General features: G+C 62.4%; 15 protein-coding genes. 5 read left to right on the plus strand and 10 right to left on the minus strand.

Annotated features, from left to right (window positions below; translation table 11 throughout):
- Positions 1 to 11 precede the first annotated feature (11 nt).
- From NCHOL11_RS08800 to NCHOL11_RS08840, 9 genes are all read right to left on the minus strand, one after another.
- Entirely contained in the window at positions 12 to 2,123 is a 2,112-nt protein-coding gene (locus NCHOL11_RS08800) for a polysaccharide biosynthesis tyrosine autokinase (RefSeq protein WP_097091976.1), read from the minus strand.
- The gene (locus NCHOL11_RS08805) at positions 2,123 to 2,833 is read right to left on the minus strand and encodes a polysaccharide biosynthesis/export family protein (RefSeq protein ID WP_097091977.1); all 711 of its coding nucleotides are present in this window, start codon (positions 2,831 to 2,833) and stop codon (positions 2,123 to 2,125) included. The genes NCHOL11_RS08800 and NCHOL11_RS08805 overlap by 1 nt, the downstream gene beginning before the upstream one ends.
- 123 nt (positions 2,834 to 2,956) lie before the next feature.
- The gene (gene wecC, locus NCHOL11_RS08810) at positions 2,957 to 4,252 is read right to left on the minus strand and encodes a UDP-N-acetyl-D-mannosamine dehydrogenase (protein WP_097091978.1); all 1,296 of its coding nucleotides are present in this window, start codon (positions 4,250 to 4,252) and stop codon (positions 2,957 to 2,959) included.
- Between the two features lie 90 nt (positions 4,253 to 4,342).
- Positions 4,343 to 5,116: an exodeoxyribonuclease III gene (gene xth / locus NCHOL11_RS08815; protein ID WP_097091979.1), complete on the minus strand. Its 774-nt coding sequence runs from the start codon at positions 5,114 to 5,116 to the stop codon at positions 4,343 to 4,345.
- A gap of 66 nt (positions 5,117 to 5,182) precedes the next feature.
- Entirely contained in the window at positions 5,183 to 5,509 is a 327-nt protein-coding gene (gene erpA / locus NCHOL11_RS08820) for an iron-sulfur cluster insertion protein ErpA (protein ID WP_097092845.1), read from the minus strand.
- A 76-nt stretch (positions 5,510 to 5,585) separates the two neighbouring features.
- Entirely contained in the window at positions 5,586 to 6,311 is a 726-nt protein-coding gene (locus tag NCHOL11_RS08825; RefSeq protein WP_176502208.1) for a M23 family metallopeptidase, read from the minus strand.
- Positions 6,312 to 6,420: 109 nt separating this feature from the next.
- Positions 6,421 to 7,176, minus strand: coding sequence for a ferritin-like domain-containing protein (locus tag NCHOL11_RS08830; RefSeq protein WP_255254750.1), 756 nt, complete (start codon positions 7,174 to 7,176; stop codon positions 6,421 to 6,423).
- Between the two features lie 50 nt (positions 7,177 to 7,226).
- Entirely contained in the window at positions 7,227 to 7,688 is a 462-nt protein-coding gene (gene bcp, locus NCHOL11_RS08835) for a thioredoxin-dependent thiol peroxidase (RefSeq protein WP_097091981.1), read from the minus strand.
- Positions 7,672 to 10,344, minus strand: coding sequence for a bifunctional [glutamine synthetase] adenylyltransferase/[glutamine synthetase]-adenylyl-L-tyrosine phosphorylase (locus tag NCHOL11_RS08840; protein WP_097091982.1), 2,673 nt, complete (start codon positions 10,342 to 10,344; stop codon positions 7,672 to 7,674). The genes bcp and NCHOL11_RS08840 overlap by 17 nt, the downstream gene beginning before the upstream one ends.
- A 121-nt stretch (positions 10,345 to 10,465) precedes the next feature.
- Here NCHOL11_RS08840 and NCHOL11_RS08845 point away from each other — a divergent pair, with 121 nt between their 5' ends.
- Complete coding sequence (locus NCHOL11_RS08845; protein WP_369680235.1) at positions 10,466 to 10,651, plus strand: hypothetical protein; 186 nt, start codon at positions 10,466 to 10,468, stop codon at positions 10,649 to 10,651.
- A gap of 416 nt (positions 10,652 to 11,067) precedes the next feature.
- Here NCHOL11_RS08845 and ypfJ read toward each other — a convergent pair whose 3' ends face one another.
- Positions 11,068 to 11,943, minus strand: a complete 876-nt coding sequence (gene ypfJ, locus NCHOL11_RS08855; protein ID WP_097091984.1) for a KPN_02809 family neutral zinc metallopeptidase — start codon at positions 11,941 to 11,943, stop codon at positions 11,068 to 11,070.
- Positions 11,944 to 12,087: 144 nt separating this feature from the next.
- Here ypfJ and NCHOL11_RS08860 point away from each other — a divergent pair, with 144 nt between their 5' ends.
- The 4 genes from NCHOL11_RS08860 to NCHOL11_RS08875 all read left to right on the plus strand — a co-directional run bounded on the left by NCHOL11_RS08860 (position 12,088) and on the right by NCHOL11_RS08875 (position 16,204).
- Positions 12,088 to 13,266, plus strand: a complete 1,179-nt coding sequence (locus tag NCHOL11_RS08860) for a DUF3734 domain-containing protein (protein ID WP_097091985.1) — start codon at positions 12,088 to 12,090, stop codon at positions 13,264 to 13,266.
- The gene (locus tag NCHOL11_RS08865; protein WP_097091986.1) at positions 13,263 to 14,054 is read left to right on the plus strand and encodes a 3-hydroxybutyrate dehydrogenase; all 792 of its coding nucleotides are present in this window, start codon (positions 13,263 to 13,265) and stop codon (positions 14,052 to 14,054) included. Before NCHOL11_RS08860 ends, NCHOL11_RS08865 begins: the two co-directional genes overlap by 4 nt.
- A gap of 117 nt (positions 14,055 to 14,171) precedes the next feature.
- Positions 14,172 to 14,726, plus strand: a complete 555-nt coding sequence (locus NCHOL11_RS08870) for an opacity protein (protein ID WP_097091987.1) — start codon at positions 14,172 to 14,174, stop codon at positions 14,724 to 14,726.
- A 122-nt stretch (positions 14,727 to 14,848) separates the two neighbouring features.
- Positions 14,849 to 16,204: an amidohydrolase gene (locus NCHOL11_RS08875; protein WP_097091988.1), complete on the plus strand. Its 1,356-nt coding sequence runs from the start codon at positions 14,849 to 14,851 to the stop codon at positions 16,202 to 16,204.
- Positions 16,205 to 16,206 lie beyond the last annotated feature (2 nt).

Below are 16,206 nucleotides of genomic sequence, written 5' to 3' on the forward strand. Positions count from 1 at the left end.
GTCACGCGGCTCTAACCGTTTCTGTGATACTCATATTCGAAGGCGCGCCCCTGCTGCTTTGTCAGCACCGCACCGATGATCGCACCGCCCGCTCGGCGCAGACGATCCACTGCTACCCGCAATCCGCCATGATGATTGCGGCCCCATTCCACGATCAGCACCGCCGCCTCTGCCTTTGCTGCCAGCAGCGACGTATCGGGAACCCCCAGGATAGGGGGCGCGTCGATCAGAACCGTATCATATCCGCCCTGGACGTTCGCCAGCAGCACATCCAGCGCGGAGGTGGACAGTAGCTCTGCCGGATTAGGCGGTATGGCGCCGCTGGGCAGCAGCGATACGCCGGGAATTCCACTCGGCACGGTTACGTCCTCCGGCTTCGCCTGCCCCGTCATGACCTCGCTGAGGCCCCGGTCAGGCGTGATGCCGAACAGGCCATGCTGGCGCGGTCTGCGCATATCGGCGTCGATCACCAGCACCTTGCGGTCGAGCTTGGCCAGCGCCAAGGCCAAGGCGTGGACGGTCGAAGACTTCCCCTCTCCTTCCTGAGCGCTGCTGACCAGGATCGACTTCGGCAATCCTGCGGAGGAGGCAAGCAACAGCGAAGATGCAATGGGGACGTAGGTTTCCGCAGCCGGCTTGTCGGTCACGGGGACCGTACCCAGCAATGGCATGTTAGCGCGCTCCGCCAATGTGTCGGCAGACGTCACGGCGTCATCGAACACATGCCGTCCCGCAACCATCAGCAAACCCAAAAGCAGACCTCCCAGCGAGGCCATCAGCATGGTGGTGCCGATGTTGGGAGAAGATGGTCGTGAAGGAACGGCGGCACGGTCCAGCGGCTGGATGCGCCCTGCTTGAAACCCCGCCTGCGACGCCATGTCGCGATAGCGCTGGAGCAGGCTGTCATGCAGCAATCGATACGTATCGACCGACCGCTCCAAGATGCTCATCTGCACGCCGCGCCCACGTTCCGCCTGCGCCTGGCGCTCCACACCCGCGATCTCGGCTTCGATCTGCTTTTCGCCATGGACGGCAACGTCAAACTGCTCCCGAAGGGACGCGCGGATGCTGTTTGCCATTGCCGCAGCCTGATCGTCGAGCGCCGCCAACCGGGCGCGCGCCTCCCTCATTTCCGGATGGGCATCCTTGCGGAACTGCCGTTCCTCCACGACTGATGCCCGGGCTTGCGCCCGCTGCGCCATCAACTGTTGCATGGCGCCATTGTTCAGCACTTCAGGCAGCGTCTCGACGCTCGACAGACGCGCGCTTTCCCAGCGCTTCTGCGCCGCGATCCGGTCTGCCATGGCTTGGGCGCGAAAGGCATTGAGTTGCGCGAGCCGGGTCGCGGTCGTGCCCGCGGAGCTGTCAGGCGGACCATCCCTGGTGCCAGCGGTTTGGGAAGGCGACCCATTCCTCGCGGCATAGGTTGCAAGGTCTCGCTCGGCGCGCTCCAGATCGCGGCGAGCGGCATCCAGTTCACCCAACAGGAAGCGCCGCGCCTGAACCCCGGACTCGAAGCCTCGCTTCAGGTCCGCCCGGATCAGACTGTCGACATAGCTGTTCGCCACCCGCGCCGATAGCGTCGGGTCGGAACTCGTGAAACTGATGCGGATGACACGGCTTTTGCCGGGCAGCTGCACGTCCAGATTCTCGCGGAGAAGGTTGATCACCGCCTCCGTTTCCACCTGCCGCTGGCTGAGCGATCCTGATCCCCGCTCGGGGCGCCGTTCATCCATGCCGTCGAAGAAGGTGCGGCTGCCCACCAGCGCCAGCTCGCGCGCGACATCTTCCGCAAGCGCGCGGCTGCGCAGCACTTCCTGCTCGGTTTGCATCAGCGCTTCATTGTCGGCAGGTGCAACTGGCCGCTGGGTCGCCCCTGCCCCCGCCGCTCCTGCGGGCACATCCTCGACCTCCACCGACGCAGTCGCGCGATAATCGGGGGTGGAGAGAAGGATGAAGATGATGCCCGCCAATACGCAAAGCGCCATGGTGACCAACAGGATGATGCGGTGCCGCCATATCGCTGTCCAGGCGGAACGAGCGATCGTCACCATGCGAGCGCTACGCCCTTCCGGCATCGCGGAGGCGTGGTCATTGTCGATGCGGATGATACGTCCCGCCATCAACGATCTCCGTCCAGCGCTATGAAGGCCGCTCCCAGCGCCGGGAGAGCCAGCAACTTGCCGCCCAGGATCGCTTTAGCCCGTGACAGGCCGACAATGATTGTATCACCGGGCAGGACCTCAGGATCAGCCGCCTCACCCTTGCGGATCGCGTCCAGGTCGAACTTGGCTGCTTGCCGCTGGCCCTGCACCTGACGGACAATGACGATCTGCTTCAGGCTCGCAAGGCGGCTGGGACCCTTCGCCAGGGCGACGGCTTGCAGCAGCCCGGTGCGCCCTTCGATGGGATAGAGCCCAGGCTCCCTCACCTCTCCATCCACCGTGATGCGGCGGCCTACGGCCTTTTTGACGAAGACGGTGACTTGCGGCGAGACCAGATAACGCTCGCCAAGCCTGCCCGCGATCACGTCGGACGCCTCGCCCGCCGACAGCCCGGCGACCGGCACGTCTCCGATCAACGGCATTCGGACCATGCCTGCCGCCGTCACCTCGGCATCTTCCAGCGAAAATTCGGGCTCATGATATATTTGCACGCGCAGCACATCATCGGGCGCAATGCGGTAATCCATGCCCACCGCCGGAGCGGCAGGCATCAACGCATAGGCCGCAGCCTCACGCGGGGCATCTTCGGCCGTCGCACATCCGCCAAGCAGGGCGCAGCCGAAGAGGATGCCCAAAGTCTGATGCGTCCTGTCGGTCGGCCTGCCCATCGATGACAAATTCCCCACATATTTCAGGCATTCCGCCAGACGGCGGATGCCTGCGGTGGGGTTAGCGAGGCGAAATGGTCATGGCAACCACGGCCACGCGCTCGCGCAACGGTCCGCAGTCGGTCAGACCGCGATACGCCCCGGCTGATCGTGCGGCAGGCGGCGAGGCTGGTCAGGCCATACCCCGCGAGTGTCATAAACCGCCTTGCCAAGACGCTCGTCCACCGGAACTGATTTGAACATGTCATGATCAACCAGAATGACGAATACGCCACATTGTTCCAGTGCCGTATCGAGATCGATCAGCTGCGCCCCAGTGCCTGCAAATTCCATGGGCAAGGCGTCGGCATAGGGCTCGACCAGTTTGATCCTGCGGCCATAGCGGCGGGCGAGACGGCTCGCCACTTTCACCGCCGGACTTTCCCGGAAGTCATCGATGTTCGCCTTGAACGCAAGGCCAAGGCAAGCGACGTCCTCGCCCGCAAAGTCGTCGATCAGGTCCGATACCTTTGCAACGACATGGTCCGTCTTGGCATCATTCACTTCCCGTGCCGCCCGGATAAGGCGGCTGTTTTCGGGATCCCCATGAACGATGAACCAGGGATCGACAGCGATACAATGTCCCCCAACGCCCGGTCCGGGCTGAAGGATGTTCACGCGTGGATGGCGATTGGCGAGCCGGATCACTTCCCACACATCGATGTCCATGCCCTCGGCAATGACGGACAATTCGTTGGCGAAAGCGATGTTGACGTCACGGAAGCTGTTTTCGACCAGCTTCACCATTTCGGCAGCACGCGCGCTGGTGGTGATGCATGCGCCGCGCACGAACTGGCGGTAAAAGGCCAGCGCTTTGCGGGCGCATCGCGGCGTGATGCCGCCAATGCAACGGTCATTGTCGATAAGTTCGACAAGGATGCGGCCCGGCAGAACGCGCTCTGGGCAGTAGGCAATCGCCACGTCTCCTGCAGTGCCGGGGCCCGGCATCTTCAGGTCAGGGCGAAGTTGCGCGAACAGGTCCCGCATCGCTTCGGTCGTGCCAACGGGCGAGGTTGACTCCAGGATCACCGTGTCGCCCGTCTTCAACACCTCGGCAACGGTCCGTGCGGCGTTCAGCACATAGGAAATATCGGGAGCGCGATCCTCCGCCACCGGAGTGGGCACTGCGATGATGAAGACGTCGCTTGGTTCGACGATCAGGCTGGCCCGCAAATTTCCGCGCGCAACAACGCCTTGGACAAGGCCGTCGAGATCAACTTCCTCGATATGGACACGGCCCGAATTGACCGTCTCCACAACATGGGCGCTGACATCCACGCCCACGACCTGAGCTCCGCCGCGCGCAATCAGGGCCGCAGTCGGCAACCCGATATAGCCAAGGCCAATGACGGAAACCTTCTGCTGCTTGTCGATGGGCATGCTTCAATCCTGGAAATCGATCAGTTGCCGCTGTTTTTGAAGGCAAAAGCTGAAGATTCCGGTAATGACGAAAGATCGAGCAGGCCCTGATTACTCGCGTAGCTCGACCCAGGTCGGCGCGTGGTCGCTTGCCTTTTCCCGCCCGCGAAAATCCTTGTCCACTTGTGCGTCCACCAGGCGATCCGCCGCCGCAGGGCTCAGCAGCAGATGGTCGATGCGGAAACCGGCGTCGCGTGGCCAGGCGTTCATCTGATAATCCCAATAGGTCCACACCCCGCCTGCCGGGTGGCGGCTCGCAATCGCGTCGGTCCACCCGTCGCCCAGCAATCGGCGGTAAGCGGCGCGGCTTTCCGGCTGCATCAGCGCGTCGTCGGCCATCGCCTTGACCGAATAGACGTCCCGGTCGCGTGGGATGACATTATAGTCGCCAGCAAGGATGGCGGGCACTTCCTCCGTCCAGATTTCCGTTGCACGGTCGCGCAGGCGCTTGATCCAGCGCAGCTTGTAATCGAACTTCGGCCCCGGCTGCGGATTGCCATTGGGCAGGTAGATGCTGGCGACCCGCACGCCCTTCACATCGGCTTCGATATAGCGGCTATGCTCATCCTCGGGCTCGCCCTCCAGGCCCCGGCGTATCTCGGCCGGCGTCTCGCCACGCGCCAATATGGCAACGCCGTTGAAGCCCTTCTGCCCGTGCCAGATCGCGCCATAGCCGACATCCTCGATGTCCTTCAGCGGGAAGGTCTCGTCCGAAGTCTTGATTTCCTGAAGGCAGGCGACATCGGGCTGCGTTTCGTTCAGCCATTCCAGCAGGCGCGGCAAGCGTGCCTTGATGCCGTTGATGTTGAATGTCGCGATGCGCATGGGGCTTTTCTCCTCCCGCGCATCCCTAAAGAGGTGAGCAGCCCTTAGACAAGGGAGCCCCCAAGATTAAATGGAAAAGCTCGATCCGCAGCCGCAGCCAGCGGTAGCATTGGGGTTCGTCACCTTGAACGCCGATCCGCCAAGGTCAGACACAAAGTCCACCGCCGCGCCGCGCACCAGGTCTAGGCTGACATCATCGACGACCAGCGTCACGCCATCCCGCTCCACGGCCAAGTCGTCCGCCTCCACCGCATCGGCCAAACCGAACCGGTACTGAAAGCCCGAACATCCGCCACCCTCGACGGCGAGCCGCAGGATCGCTGGCTTGCCCTGCTTGGCGGCGATCGCGGCCACACGGGCAGCGGCGGAAGGGGTAAGGTCGATGTCAGACATGCGCATTAGATAAGGTCAAGCAAAAGGCCCGGCAACCCATCGGCGCCGAGCCTTGCACGCAAAAGCGGCTTGGCCGTTAATCGGCTTCCTTTTCCTGCGCCTTGGTCGGGCCACCCATCGCGATCGGCGGCTTCGTGTTCATCGCCACCAGGACGTCGGGGCCGGTGACGAAAGGCATGGGGTTGATCGCCTGACCATCCACGCGGACTTCATAGTGAAGATGGCTGCCGGTCGAGCGGCCCGTCGATCCCATCAGGCCGATCAGCTGGCCACGACGGACAAAGCTGTTGGGGGCTGCGATCAGCTTGGACATGTGGCCGTAACGGGTCTCAAGACCGCCACCATGGGTGATCTGGACCAGATTGCCATAGCCGCTCGCCCAACCGGCGCGGCTCACAATGCCATCTGCGGTAGCGTAGATCGGGGTGCCGACGGGACCGGGAATATCGATGCCCTTGTGCATCCGGGCGCCGCCATTGAAAGGATCGGAGCGAACGCCGAAGTTCGACGTCAGCGACAGCTTCAGCACCGGGCGTCCGGTCGGGATATTGTTGTTGGCGGCCTTCACGCCACCATCAAGCCGCTGCATGCTGGAAAAGAGATTAGAAAAACCGATGTCGGCCGGGCCGAGCGCGCTGTTGTTGATTTCCGACGCCTCACCATAAGGATCGTCACCGACCGCCTTCGCCTGGGCTGGGACGGCGGCGCACAACACACCCGCCACACTCATCACACCAACAGACTTGCACGCAGACAGGAACCATCGCGCGCCACGCGCATTCATAGAACGAAGAAACAACATGCCGACCCCGACTTATCCTCCGGAGGCTCTTTAAGCCTCTCGGCGCTCCCCGTGTTGACCAAATGCGACCTAGATCGCCACCCGCATCATCAAAAGGACATTTCCCGTCTCATTGTGCAAGCGCGCCGTAAAAATCCAGCGTTAAACCGGCTTGTCGACGCGCCGAGTCGTTGAACGGAGGTTTGAGCGAGCCGCTAAAATGGCGTTTTACAAGGATTTGGTAATGATTTGCGGGGGTCAGCCCCTCTCGCTTCGCCGCATGTTCGAACCACCTTGTCCCCGCCGCCACATGGCGAATCTCATCTGTCATAATGCGGCGCAACATGCGTGCCGATATAATGTCCCCGACGCTTTCGAACCGCGCGATCGTGGACGGCGTGATATCCAGCGCACGCGCTTCCAGCACCATCGGAACGATCGCCAGCCGTGCCATTGCATCCTGCGCGGTTTCGGACGCCGCCTGCCACAATCCGTCATGCGCGGGCAATTGACCGTAAAAGCTCCCCAACTGCCGCAAGCGTCGGTCCAGCAAGGCGAAATGCATCGCTTCCTCCGCGCCCACCTGCATCCAGTCATCGACAAAACCTTGCGGAAACGCGCTTCCAAACCGTCCGATCAGGTCAAACGCGAGGTCGATTGCCACGAACTCGATATGGGCAAGCGCATGCAGTATCGCGATCCGCGACCGATCGGAACCGATCTTGCCGCGCTTGGGCATCTGGTTGGCGGGCAACAGCAACGGAGCATCCGGCCGCGCAGGCGTATCCGGCATCGCGGCATCAAAGCGATGCGCCAACCGGCCCTGCCGCCAGCACCGGGAGGCGGCGCGCGCCGCCATCAGCTTGGCTCGCGGCTCCGGCGTCATCAGTACATGCGCGCAGGCCTGGCCTACGCCTTCAACCTCGCGCGGCAAAATCAAAGCGCTTTCGCGGCCTCCAGCACCTCGGCTGCATGGCCCTTCACCTTCACCTTGGGCCACACGCGCAGGATCTTGCCCGATGCGTCCGCCAGGAACGTGGCCCGCTCGATCCCCATATATTTGCGGCCGTAGAGGGATTTTTCGACCCAGGTGCCGAACGCTTCGCACGCGTCACCAGGCTCGTCGGAAGCAAGCGTGACGTTCAGGCCGTATTTGTCAGCGAACTTCTTGAGCTTGGCGGGCTTGTCCTTGGAAATGCCCACCACCGGCACGCCCAGCGCGGCGAACTCGCTCGATAGATCCGTAAAGTCCTTCGCCTCGTTCGTGCAGCCCGGCGTATCCGCCTTGGGATAGAAATAGACCACGACCGGCTTGCCCCTGAACCGTTCCAAGCTGAAGTCGGCGCCGCCCGCATCCTTCAACGTCACGTTCGGCAGGCTATCACCGGCTTCCAGCATCTTCTTCCTCCGAATAGGGCGCCGACAGCGCGGCCCAGGCATCGCCCACCCTTTGCCGGGCCTGCGCATAGCTTTCAAGCAGCGCGTCCCAGCTTTCGACGCCGCATGCCCGCGCGACGAGCGGACGGGTGGCTTCCGGCGGCTCGGTGGATTTGGGCGACACCAGCCGCGACACGATCAGGAATCGCGTGATCAGGTCGTGCGCATCGATCAGCTCGGCTGGCAAATGGCCCGCCCCGACCAGTTCATCCAACGCCGCGCGAAGATCGGGATTGAACGCCATCTCATGCTTGAACTGCGACACATGGATCAGGAATTCCAGGTCGACCAGCCCTCCCGGCACCAGCTTCACGTCCAGTTCGCTGGCAGGCGGCTTGTGTTTGGCGATGTCGCTCCGCATCTTGACCGCCTGCCGCGCCAGTTCCGGAAAATCGCGCGGCCGCTCCAATGTCTCGGCAAGTATGGCGCTCAACGCAGCCCGGCCGCGTGCGGACCCGAACACTGGCCGCGCCCGCGTCAGCGCCAGATGCTCCCAGGTCCAGGCTTCCTCCCGCTGATATTTGGCGAAACTGTCGAGACTGACGGCGAGCAGCCCCTGCGCGCCCGATGGCCTCAGCCGCGTATCCACCTCATAAAGCGGCCCGGCGGCAGTCTGAACCGATAACGCATTGGTTATGCGTTGCCCCAAGCGGTTGAAATATTGCGTCGCCCCCAACGGCTTTTTTCCATCGGATTCCTTCATGAAATCGCCGGAAAAAAGATAGACCAGATCCAGATCAGAAGCATGCGTCAACACGCCCCCGCCCAATCGGCCCAGCGCCAGGATCAGCATCTCGCCCCCCGGCACCCGCCCATGCACCGCTTCAAATTCCTGGATGGTCGCCCGCGTCAGCGCCTCGATCGCGGCTTCCGCCACCCGCGAATATCCGCGCCCTGCCTCCAGCGGATCGCTTCCACGAATGATCTGGGCCCCCAGCGCGAACCGCCGGTCATTGACGCGCTGCCGCACCCGATCCAGCAGCGCCTGATAATCCTCGCCCTGCTCCAATTGCGCGAACTGTTCCGCAAGCTGATCCACCGCAGGCGGCGGATCGAAGGCCGATGTATCGATAAGACCATCGAGCAATTCGGCCCGCCGCCCCAACGCATCCGCCAAAGTCGGCGCGTGACTCAGCAGCTCCGCCATCAACTCCGCCAGACCCGGCCGCGCAGCCAGCAGCTTGAAAAAGTTGATCGCGCTCGGCAACCGCCCGATCAGGTCGTCCAAGCGGTTAAGCGCCCGCACTGGGTCCGGAGCGGCGGCGAGCGTCCGCATCAGGTTCGGCAACAAATCTTCCAGCGCTTCCCTGGAGGCCGTGCTACGCAACGCCCTGACTGTCCCCGTGCGCCAACGCCCGATCCGCGCGACCGGCGCTTCCGGATCAGCAAAGCCCATCTCGGCCAGCTGGTCTGCGAGCCGCCCTTCATCATGCGACAGCGACTCCGCTTTCTGGGCTGGTGTCAGCTGGTCATAATTGGCTCCGACCCACTCCACCTTGGGCCGCAGCAGCTCGATCAGAGCGCCGCCGGTCTCGAGCCCATGCAGCCGCGCCACATTGTCCATCGCTTCAGCGGTCTTGGGCAGTTCGTGCGTCTGACGGTCCTCCACCATCTGCAGCCTGTGCTCGATAGTGCGGAACAGAACATAGGCCTCGTCGAGCTTCCGGGACACTTCGGCATCGAACACCCCCGCCGCCGCCAGGGCTTGCAGCGCCTCCCGCGTATTTCCCGACCGCAGCGCCGGATCGCGCCCGCCATGGATCAGCTGGTGAGTCTGGGCGAAAAACTCGACCTCACGGATGCCCCCGCGTCCCCGTTTCAGGTCATAGCCCGGCCCGAAAGCCTGACCCTGCGCATAATGGTCGCGTATCCGCCGCGAAATATCCGTGATGGCATCGATCGCGCCGAAATCCAGGCTCCGCCGCCATACGAATGGGCGGATCTGCTGCATGAAATAGTCACCGAGCGCCATGTCCCCGGCTGCCGGGCGAGCGCGGATGAAGGCCGACTGCTCCCATCCCATCGCCATCGACTCATAATAGCCGATCGCCGCCTCCACCGGCAGCGCAATGGGGGTAGCTTCAGGCGATGGCCGCAACCGCAAGTCCACGCGGAACACATAGCCATCGCCATCGCGCGCGTTCAGGAGTTCGCTGACCCGCCTGCCGATCCGCACCGCCGCGTCCGCCGGGTCCTCCCGCTCGCCATGTGGCAAGGTAACCGGATCGTAGAGCAGGATCGGATCGATGTCGGACGAGTAGTTGAGTTCGCGGCTGCCATGTTTGCCCAATGCGAGAACGACGAACCCTTTAGGTTCCGCGTCCGGATAGCGTTCGGCAAAGGTCGCGAGCAGCGCTTCTTCCAAGGCTTGGTCGGCAAAGTCGGACAGGGTACGCGTAACGCGGTTCAGGTCCCACACACCTGACAGATCAGCAGCAGCCGTCACCAGCGACAATGCGCCCTTGCGCCGTCTCAACGACCTGGCGATGCCGTCATCGGGACCAGACACGTCGCGCACCGCCTTGAGTGCGGCGTCGACATCACCCGCAGCCAGCAGGCCCGTCAAATCCGGAAACCGGTCCATCTGCCTGGCAAGAAAAGGCGAATGCGCACGCATCCGCTCCAATGCAGCCGCCCAATCCGTCACGCAACTTCTCCAATCATGGCGGAGCTATCGCCCGAGGCTGCACTGAAAGCCAGAAACTTTTCCCGCCTATGCCCGTTGTATGAACATGGAAATGCAGCGCAAATCAGCAGGCCGGTCGGGCATTGGGCGAGCGAGCGCTGACCGCAGCTTTATGACCGTGGGCGTGCCTCAGCCATATGAAGGCGTTGGCAATGCGCTTCGTTCCACCTTTCGCGCAGGGCGCGAGAGCTTGCCTTCGGACATGCTGGATTTGCTGGACAAGCTCGACCGGCACTAAGGCTGGCGGCAGGACTTTATTTACCGCAAACCGTTAAGACGAGCGCCTCTTTGATCCAGGATGCGCTTGCATGCTCTACAAGGCTTTTGCTGTCATTACGCTGGTGGCGGCACCCCTGATCGTCCTGATGGTTCAGGGGCTCGCGCCTCACGTGCCTGCGCAGAACATGTCCGCTCCCATGCGGCCCGTCGTTGAGCAAGCCGTCCCGTCGCCGCAACCTATCGCAACGCCTGCCGCGGAGCAGCCCGCATCCCCGCCCATGTCGTTCGGCCAACCGATGCCGGAGGCTGGAAAACCCTTTCTCTCACCCGGAAACGGGCTTCCTGGCACATCATCTGCTCCGGAAAGCGGAGCGGCAGACAATGATGCGGATGCAAGTTCGGACGCTCCTCAATTCTGATCCCTGAAAAGAGCACTCATCGCGCCGCCGACGCGAAAGTATCGCATTGAGCAGGATCGCCGCTGTCCAGTCCCTTCCGCAGCCAGGTCATCCGCTGCTCGCTGGACCCATGGGTAAAGCTTTCCGGTACGGGGCGACGTCCGGCTGCCTTCTGCAATGTGTCATCGCCGATCGATTGCGCGGCTGTCATCCCTTCCTCCAAGTCGCCCGCTTCCATCAGCCCCGTGCGCTTCGCCCAGACGCCCGCATAGCAGTCCGCCTGCAATTCGACGCGCACTTGCAAGGCATTGCCTTCTTCCTCGCCGACGCTCCGCTGGCGCTGCTGCACCTGACCCAAAGTGCCTTCGAGGTCCTGCACATGATGCCCGACCTCATGCGCGATCACATAGGCCTGGGCAAAGTCCCCGGGCGCGCCAAAGCGTTGGCGAAGCTCTGTGAAGAAATCGGTGTCCAGATAAACCTTCTTGTCGTTCGGGCAGTAGAAAGGTCCCATCGCGCTTTGCGCCGCGCCGCAGCCCGACGCTCCAGCCTGCGAGTAAAAGGACAGGACGGTCGGTTGATATTGCTGGCCGGACTGCTGGAAAATCTGGCCCCAGACCCGTTCCGTCGATCCCAGCACCTTGAGCGACCAATGCTGGATTTCCGACAATTTCTGGGGATCGCGGCTGACCGAGACATTCTGCTGAACGCCACCCCCGCCCCCTATCAGGCTGAGCGGATTGACCCCCATGACCGCCAGGATGATGAACACGACCACGATCCCGCCGCAGCCGAACCGGCTGCCAATGAAGGGCAACAGCATGCCAAGGCCGCCACCTAGCCCGCCTCCGAAGCCGCCACGGCCGCTCTGAACCTCGAAATTGGAGCTTTCCCGTTCATCGTCCAGCCGCATGACGCCCTCTCTTTCCTCACCTGCCTAGCTGATTGCTGCGAAGGGTGGAACGGCTGCGATATGGAGTTGGTTGCTTCAGCTTATCGGATTGTTACAGCACATTAAGTTGGAACCTCCGCGCTTGTCGTTATATTGCACTGCGACATGGCCGACATAGACCCCCAAATCCCGCGCCGGGCAGGCACGCCGCTCCCTCTGCCGCAAGAAGTCGCGCTGCTGCTGCAAGGTGGCGGAGCGCTCGGCTCCTTTCAGGCCGGGGTTTACCAACGCCTGGACGAACTGGGCATCGACGTGAGTTGGGTTGCAGGCATCTCGATCGGCGCAGTGAACGCAGCGATCATCGCGGGCAATCCACCGCACCGCCGCATCAGCCGCATGAAGAAGTTCTGGCTGACGGTGTCCGGCGGACTTCCCAATATCGTCCTCCCCGAAATAGATCATATTCGCGAGGCGGCTCATCTGATGGCGGCTGGCGCGGTCGCGACCTTTGGCGTGCCCGGCATGTTCCGCCCGCGCCTATGGCCTTCCGTGCTGATGCCGGAAGGCACGCCAGGGGCGATCAGCTTCTACGACAGCGCGCCTCTTAAAGAAACGCTGGACGCCTGCGTTGATTGGGATCTGCTGAACGATGGGCCGGTTCGCCTTTCGGTCGGCGCGGTGGACGTGGAAAGCGGAAACTTCGCCTATTGGGACACGCGCGGACCCCATGGACGCACGCGGATCGACGCGCGGCATATCATGGCTTCAGGCGCCCTTCCTCCGGGCTTGCCGCCGGTCGAAATAGACGGGCGGCATTATTGGGACGGCGGCATCGTGTCCAACACGCCACTCGCCCATGTGCTGGAACATCAAAATGACGACATGCTCGTCTTTCAGGTCGACCTCTTCCCTGCCGAAGGTCCGATGCCGCGCCAGATGACGGACGTCTATTCCCGCGCCAAGGACATTCAATATTCCAGCCGCACCCGTCAGGTGACCGATCAATATCTGCGCCTGCGCCGCGAGCACAAGGCGATCAAGGCATTGCTGGACAAGTTGCCGCCGGACCTGAGGGACGATGCCGACGCCCTGCGCCTCAGGCAATATCTCGACCGTGGATCGGTCAACATCGTCCACCTCATCTATCGCAGCCGCGCCTGGGAAAGCGGCGCACGCGACTTTGAATTTTCCCGGTCCACCATGCTGGACCATTGGAGCCAGGGCCGCGATGCCGTGGAAGAGGTGATGCACAAGGGCGACCTGATCGCGCGCAACATCATCAACGGCAAAAGCGCCACCTTCGATCTTCAGGCCCCCGACACTCTCAAGGAGAAGAACGCATGACCAAGTCCCTCGCCGGAAAGACAGCGCTTATCACAGGCTCCACCTCCGGCATCGGCCTTGCTTATGCCAAGACCCTCGCGGCTGAGGGTGCGAACATCATCATCAACGGTTTCGGCGACAGCGCCGCGATCGAGCAGGAGCGGCAGGCGCTGGAACAGGCCAGCGGAGCAAAGGCGCTCTACAGCGGGCATGACCTCACCAAGGCCTCCGAGATCGAAGCCATGATGCAGGAAGCGGCAAGTGCCTTCGGCGGCGTCGACATCCTGATCAACAATGCGGGCATGCAGCATGTCGCTCCGGTCGAAGAATTCCCGGTCGATAAATGGGACCTCATCATCGCGCTTAACCTGACCAGCGCCTTCCACACCTCACGGCTCGCCATCCCCCATATGAAGTCCAAAAAATGGGGCCGCATTATCCAGACGGCCAGCGCCCATTCATTGAGGGCATCGCCCTTCAAAAGCGCCTATGTGACCGCCAAGCATGGCCTTGCGGGGTTCACCAAGACGCTGGCGCTGGAACTCGCCACCTTCGGCGTCACCGCCAATTGCATATCACCGGGTTACGTCTGGACTCCCTTGGTTGAGAACCAGATTCCCGACACGATGAAGGCACGTAACATGACGCGCGAGCAGGTGATGAACGATGTCCTTCTGGCAGGACAACCCACCAAGCAATTCGTGACGGTGGACCAGGTCGCCGCCATGGCCCTGTTCCTGTGCAGCGACGCGGCAGCCAACATCACAGGCGCGAATATGACCATAGATGGCGGCTGGACGGCACAGTGACAGCCGTGGCATTTTTGCCACGCTGTTGAAGCAATTGTTTTTGGCGGGGAAACCATAAGGGGCTGCTCCCGTTACCCTCGGGCATCTGATGATCAAGGCTCAAGGGAGTAGCCACATATGAAGAAGTATCTTTTCGCAGCCGCCATGCTGGCGGCGCTGCCTTCGCTTGCTCATGCGCAGGAAGAAGCTGCACCTGACGGAACCGAAGCCTTCGGCATCGAACCCTATGTCGGTATTCTGGGCGGCTATCACACCTTCGATCGCCGTTCCGAATTCGGCAGCGTACCCGGTGAAACGATCATGAACGGCGCGATCATCAGCGGCGTTGCAGGCGTCAACGTTCCCCTCGGCCCTGTCTTTGTCGGCGTCGAAGGTAACGCGACCAAGGGCTTTTCGGACATCGACTGGGAATATGGCGTGAAGGGCCGCTTCGGCGCCCGTGCTGGTGAAAGCGGGATGATCTTCGCTTCGGCCGGTTACCAGTGGGTCAACGGCAAGCAGGGCTGGCCGAACCGCAAGGACTGGATGTACGGCGTCGGCGTTGAAGTCGGCCCGAAGGATATCGGCCTTGGCGGCATCACCGGCAACAGCGGCATTCGCCTGCGCTTCCAGACCGAAACCTATGATTTCGACAGCTTCCGTCCGACCGCAGGTGTGATCTTCCACTTCTGATCCCGTCGCGGCAGAATAGGATCAGGCGCTCGTCCTCCCGAGGACGGGCGTCTTTTCATGTCAGCCACTTTCCTTGTGCCGCGAAATCTTCCTATGCTCCCATCCCACAGGGAGAATAGCCGATGCGTCACGCGTTCAATCTCATCATGGCCGCCGCCACCTTTTCGTCTGCCGCGACTGCACAGACCGGTGCCGCGCCTGTTGACACATCTCCCGTTCCGCAACTGAACGAGATAAATGCTGAGATCAGCCGCGACATGAGCGGCCTCATGACGCTTTACCGCGACCTTCATGCCCATCCTGAACTGTCGGAACAGGAAACAGCGACCGCTGCAAAGCTTGCGCGCCGCCTTAGGGCGATGAAGTTCGATGTGACTGAGAAGGTAGGCGGCACCGGCGTTGTCGCCGTGATGAAAAATGGCGAGGGACCCGTTCTCCTCATCCGCGCGGACATGGACGGCTTGCCGGTCACGGAACAGACCGGCCTTCCTTTCGCATCGAAAGTGCGCACCAAGACTCCGGATGGGATCGAAACCGGCGTTATGCATGCCTGCGGCCATGACACGCATATGACCGCCTTCATCGAAACCGCGCATCTGCTCTCGTCAAGGAAGGATCGCTGGCGGGGGACACTGGTCATGATCCTTCAACCAGCAGAAGAGGTCGGACGCGGCGCACGCGCGATGTTGGACGACGGCCTTTACACCCGCTTTCCCCATCCGACCCATGCCATCGCCTTTCACGACGCGGCCAACCTGCCGGCGGGCGTCATCGGCTACACGCCAGGCTATACGCTCGCCAATGTCGACAGCGTGGACATAGTGGTGCGCGGCACCGGCGGCCACGGCGCCTATCCCCAAACTGCCAAGGACCCCATCGTGCTCGGCGCACGGATCGTGGGAGCGCTGCAAACCCTGGTCAGCCGCGAGCAGGATCCTCTCGACCCCGCTGTCGTCACGGTCGGCAGCTTCGTGGGCGGCGCCAAGCATAATATCATCCCTGACGAGGCGAAGCTGCTCCTCACCGTCCGCAGCTATTCCGACGGAACGCGCGAACGCCTCATCCAAGGCATCAAGCGCATCGCGCGCGGCGAAGCCATTGCGGCAGGCGTTCCCGATGATCGAATGCCGATCGTGTCCGTGAAAGATGAATTTACGCCAGCCGCCTATAATCCGCCCGCCTTCGCCAATGAAATGGCGGGGCTGCTCAAGGCGCACTTCCCCGAAGGCCGGGTGATCGCGACAAAGCCATCAATGGGGGGCGAAGATTTCGGCCGCTATTACCGGGCTGACAAGAACCTCAACAGCTTCATCTTCTGGGTCGGCGGCGTTCCCGCGGACCAGATGGCAAAGGCAGCAGCCGGTCAACTCGCCCTACCCTCCCTCCACAGCCCCTTCTGGGCGCCAGAGGCCGACAAGGTCATCGCCACCGCAAGCGAGGCCATGACCGTGCTCGCCCTCAACATCCTCAAGCGATAAGT

The sequence above is a fragment of the Novosphingobium sp. Chol11 genome (assembly GCF_900218065.1).
GTDB lineage: Bacteria > Pseudomonadota > Alphaproteobacteria > Sphingomonadales > Sphingomonadaceae > Sphingobium > Sphingobium agri.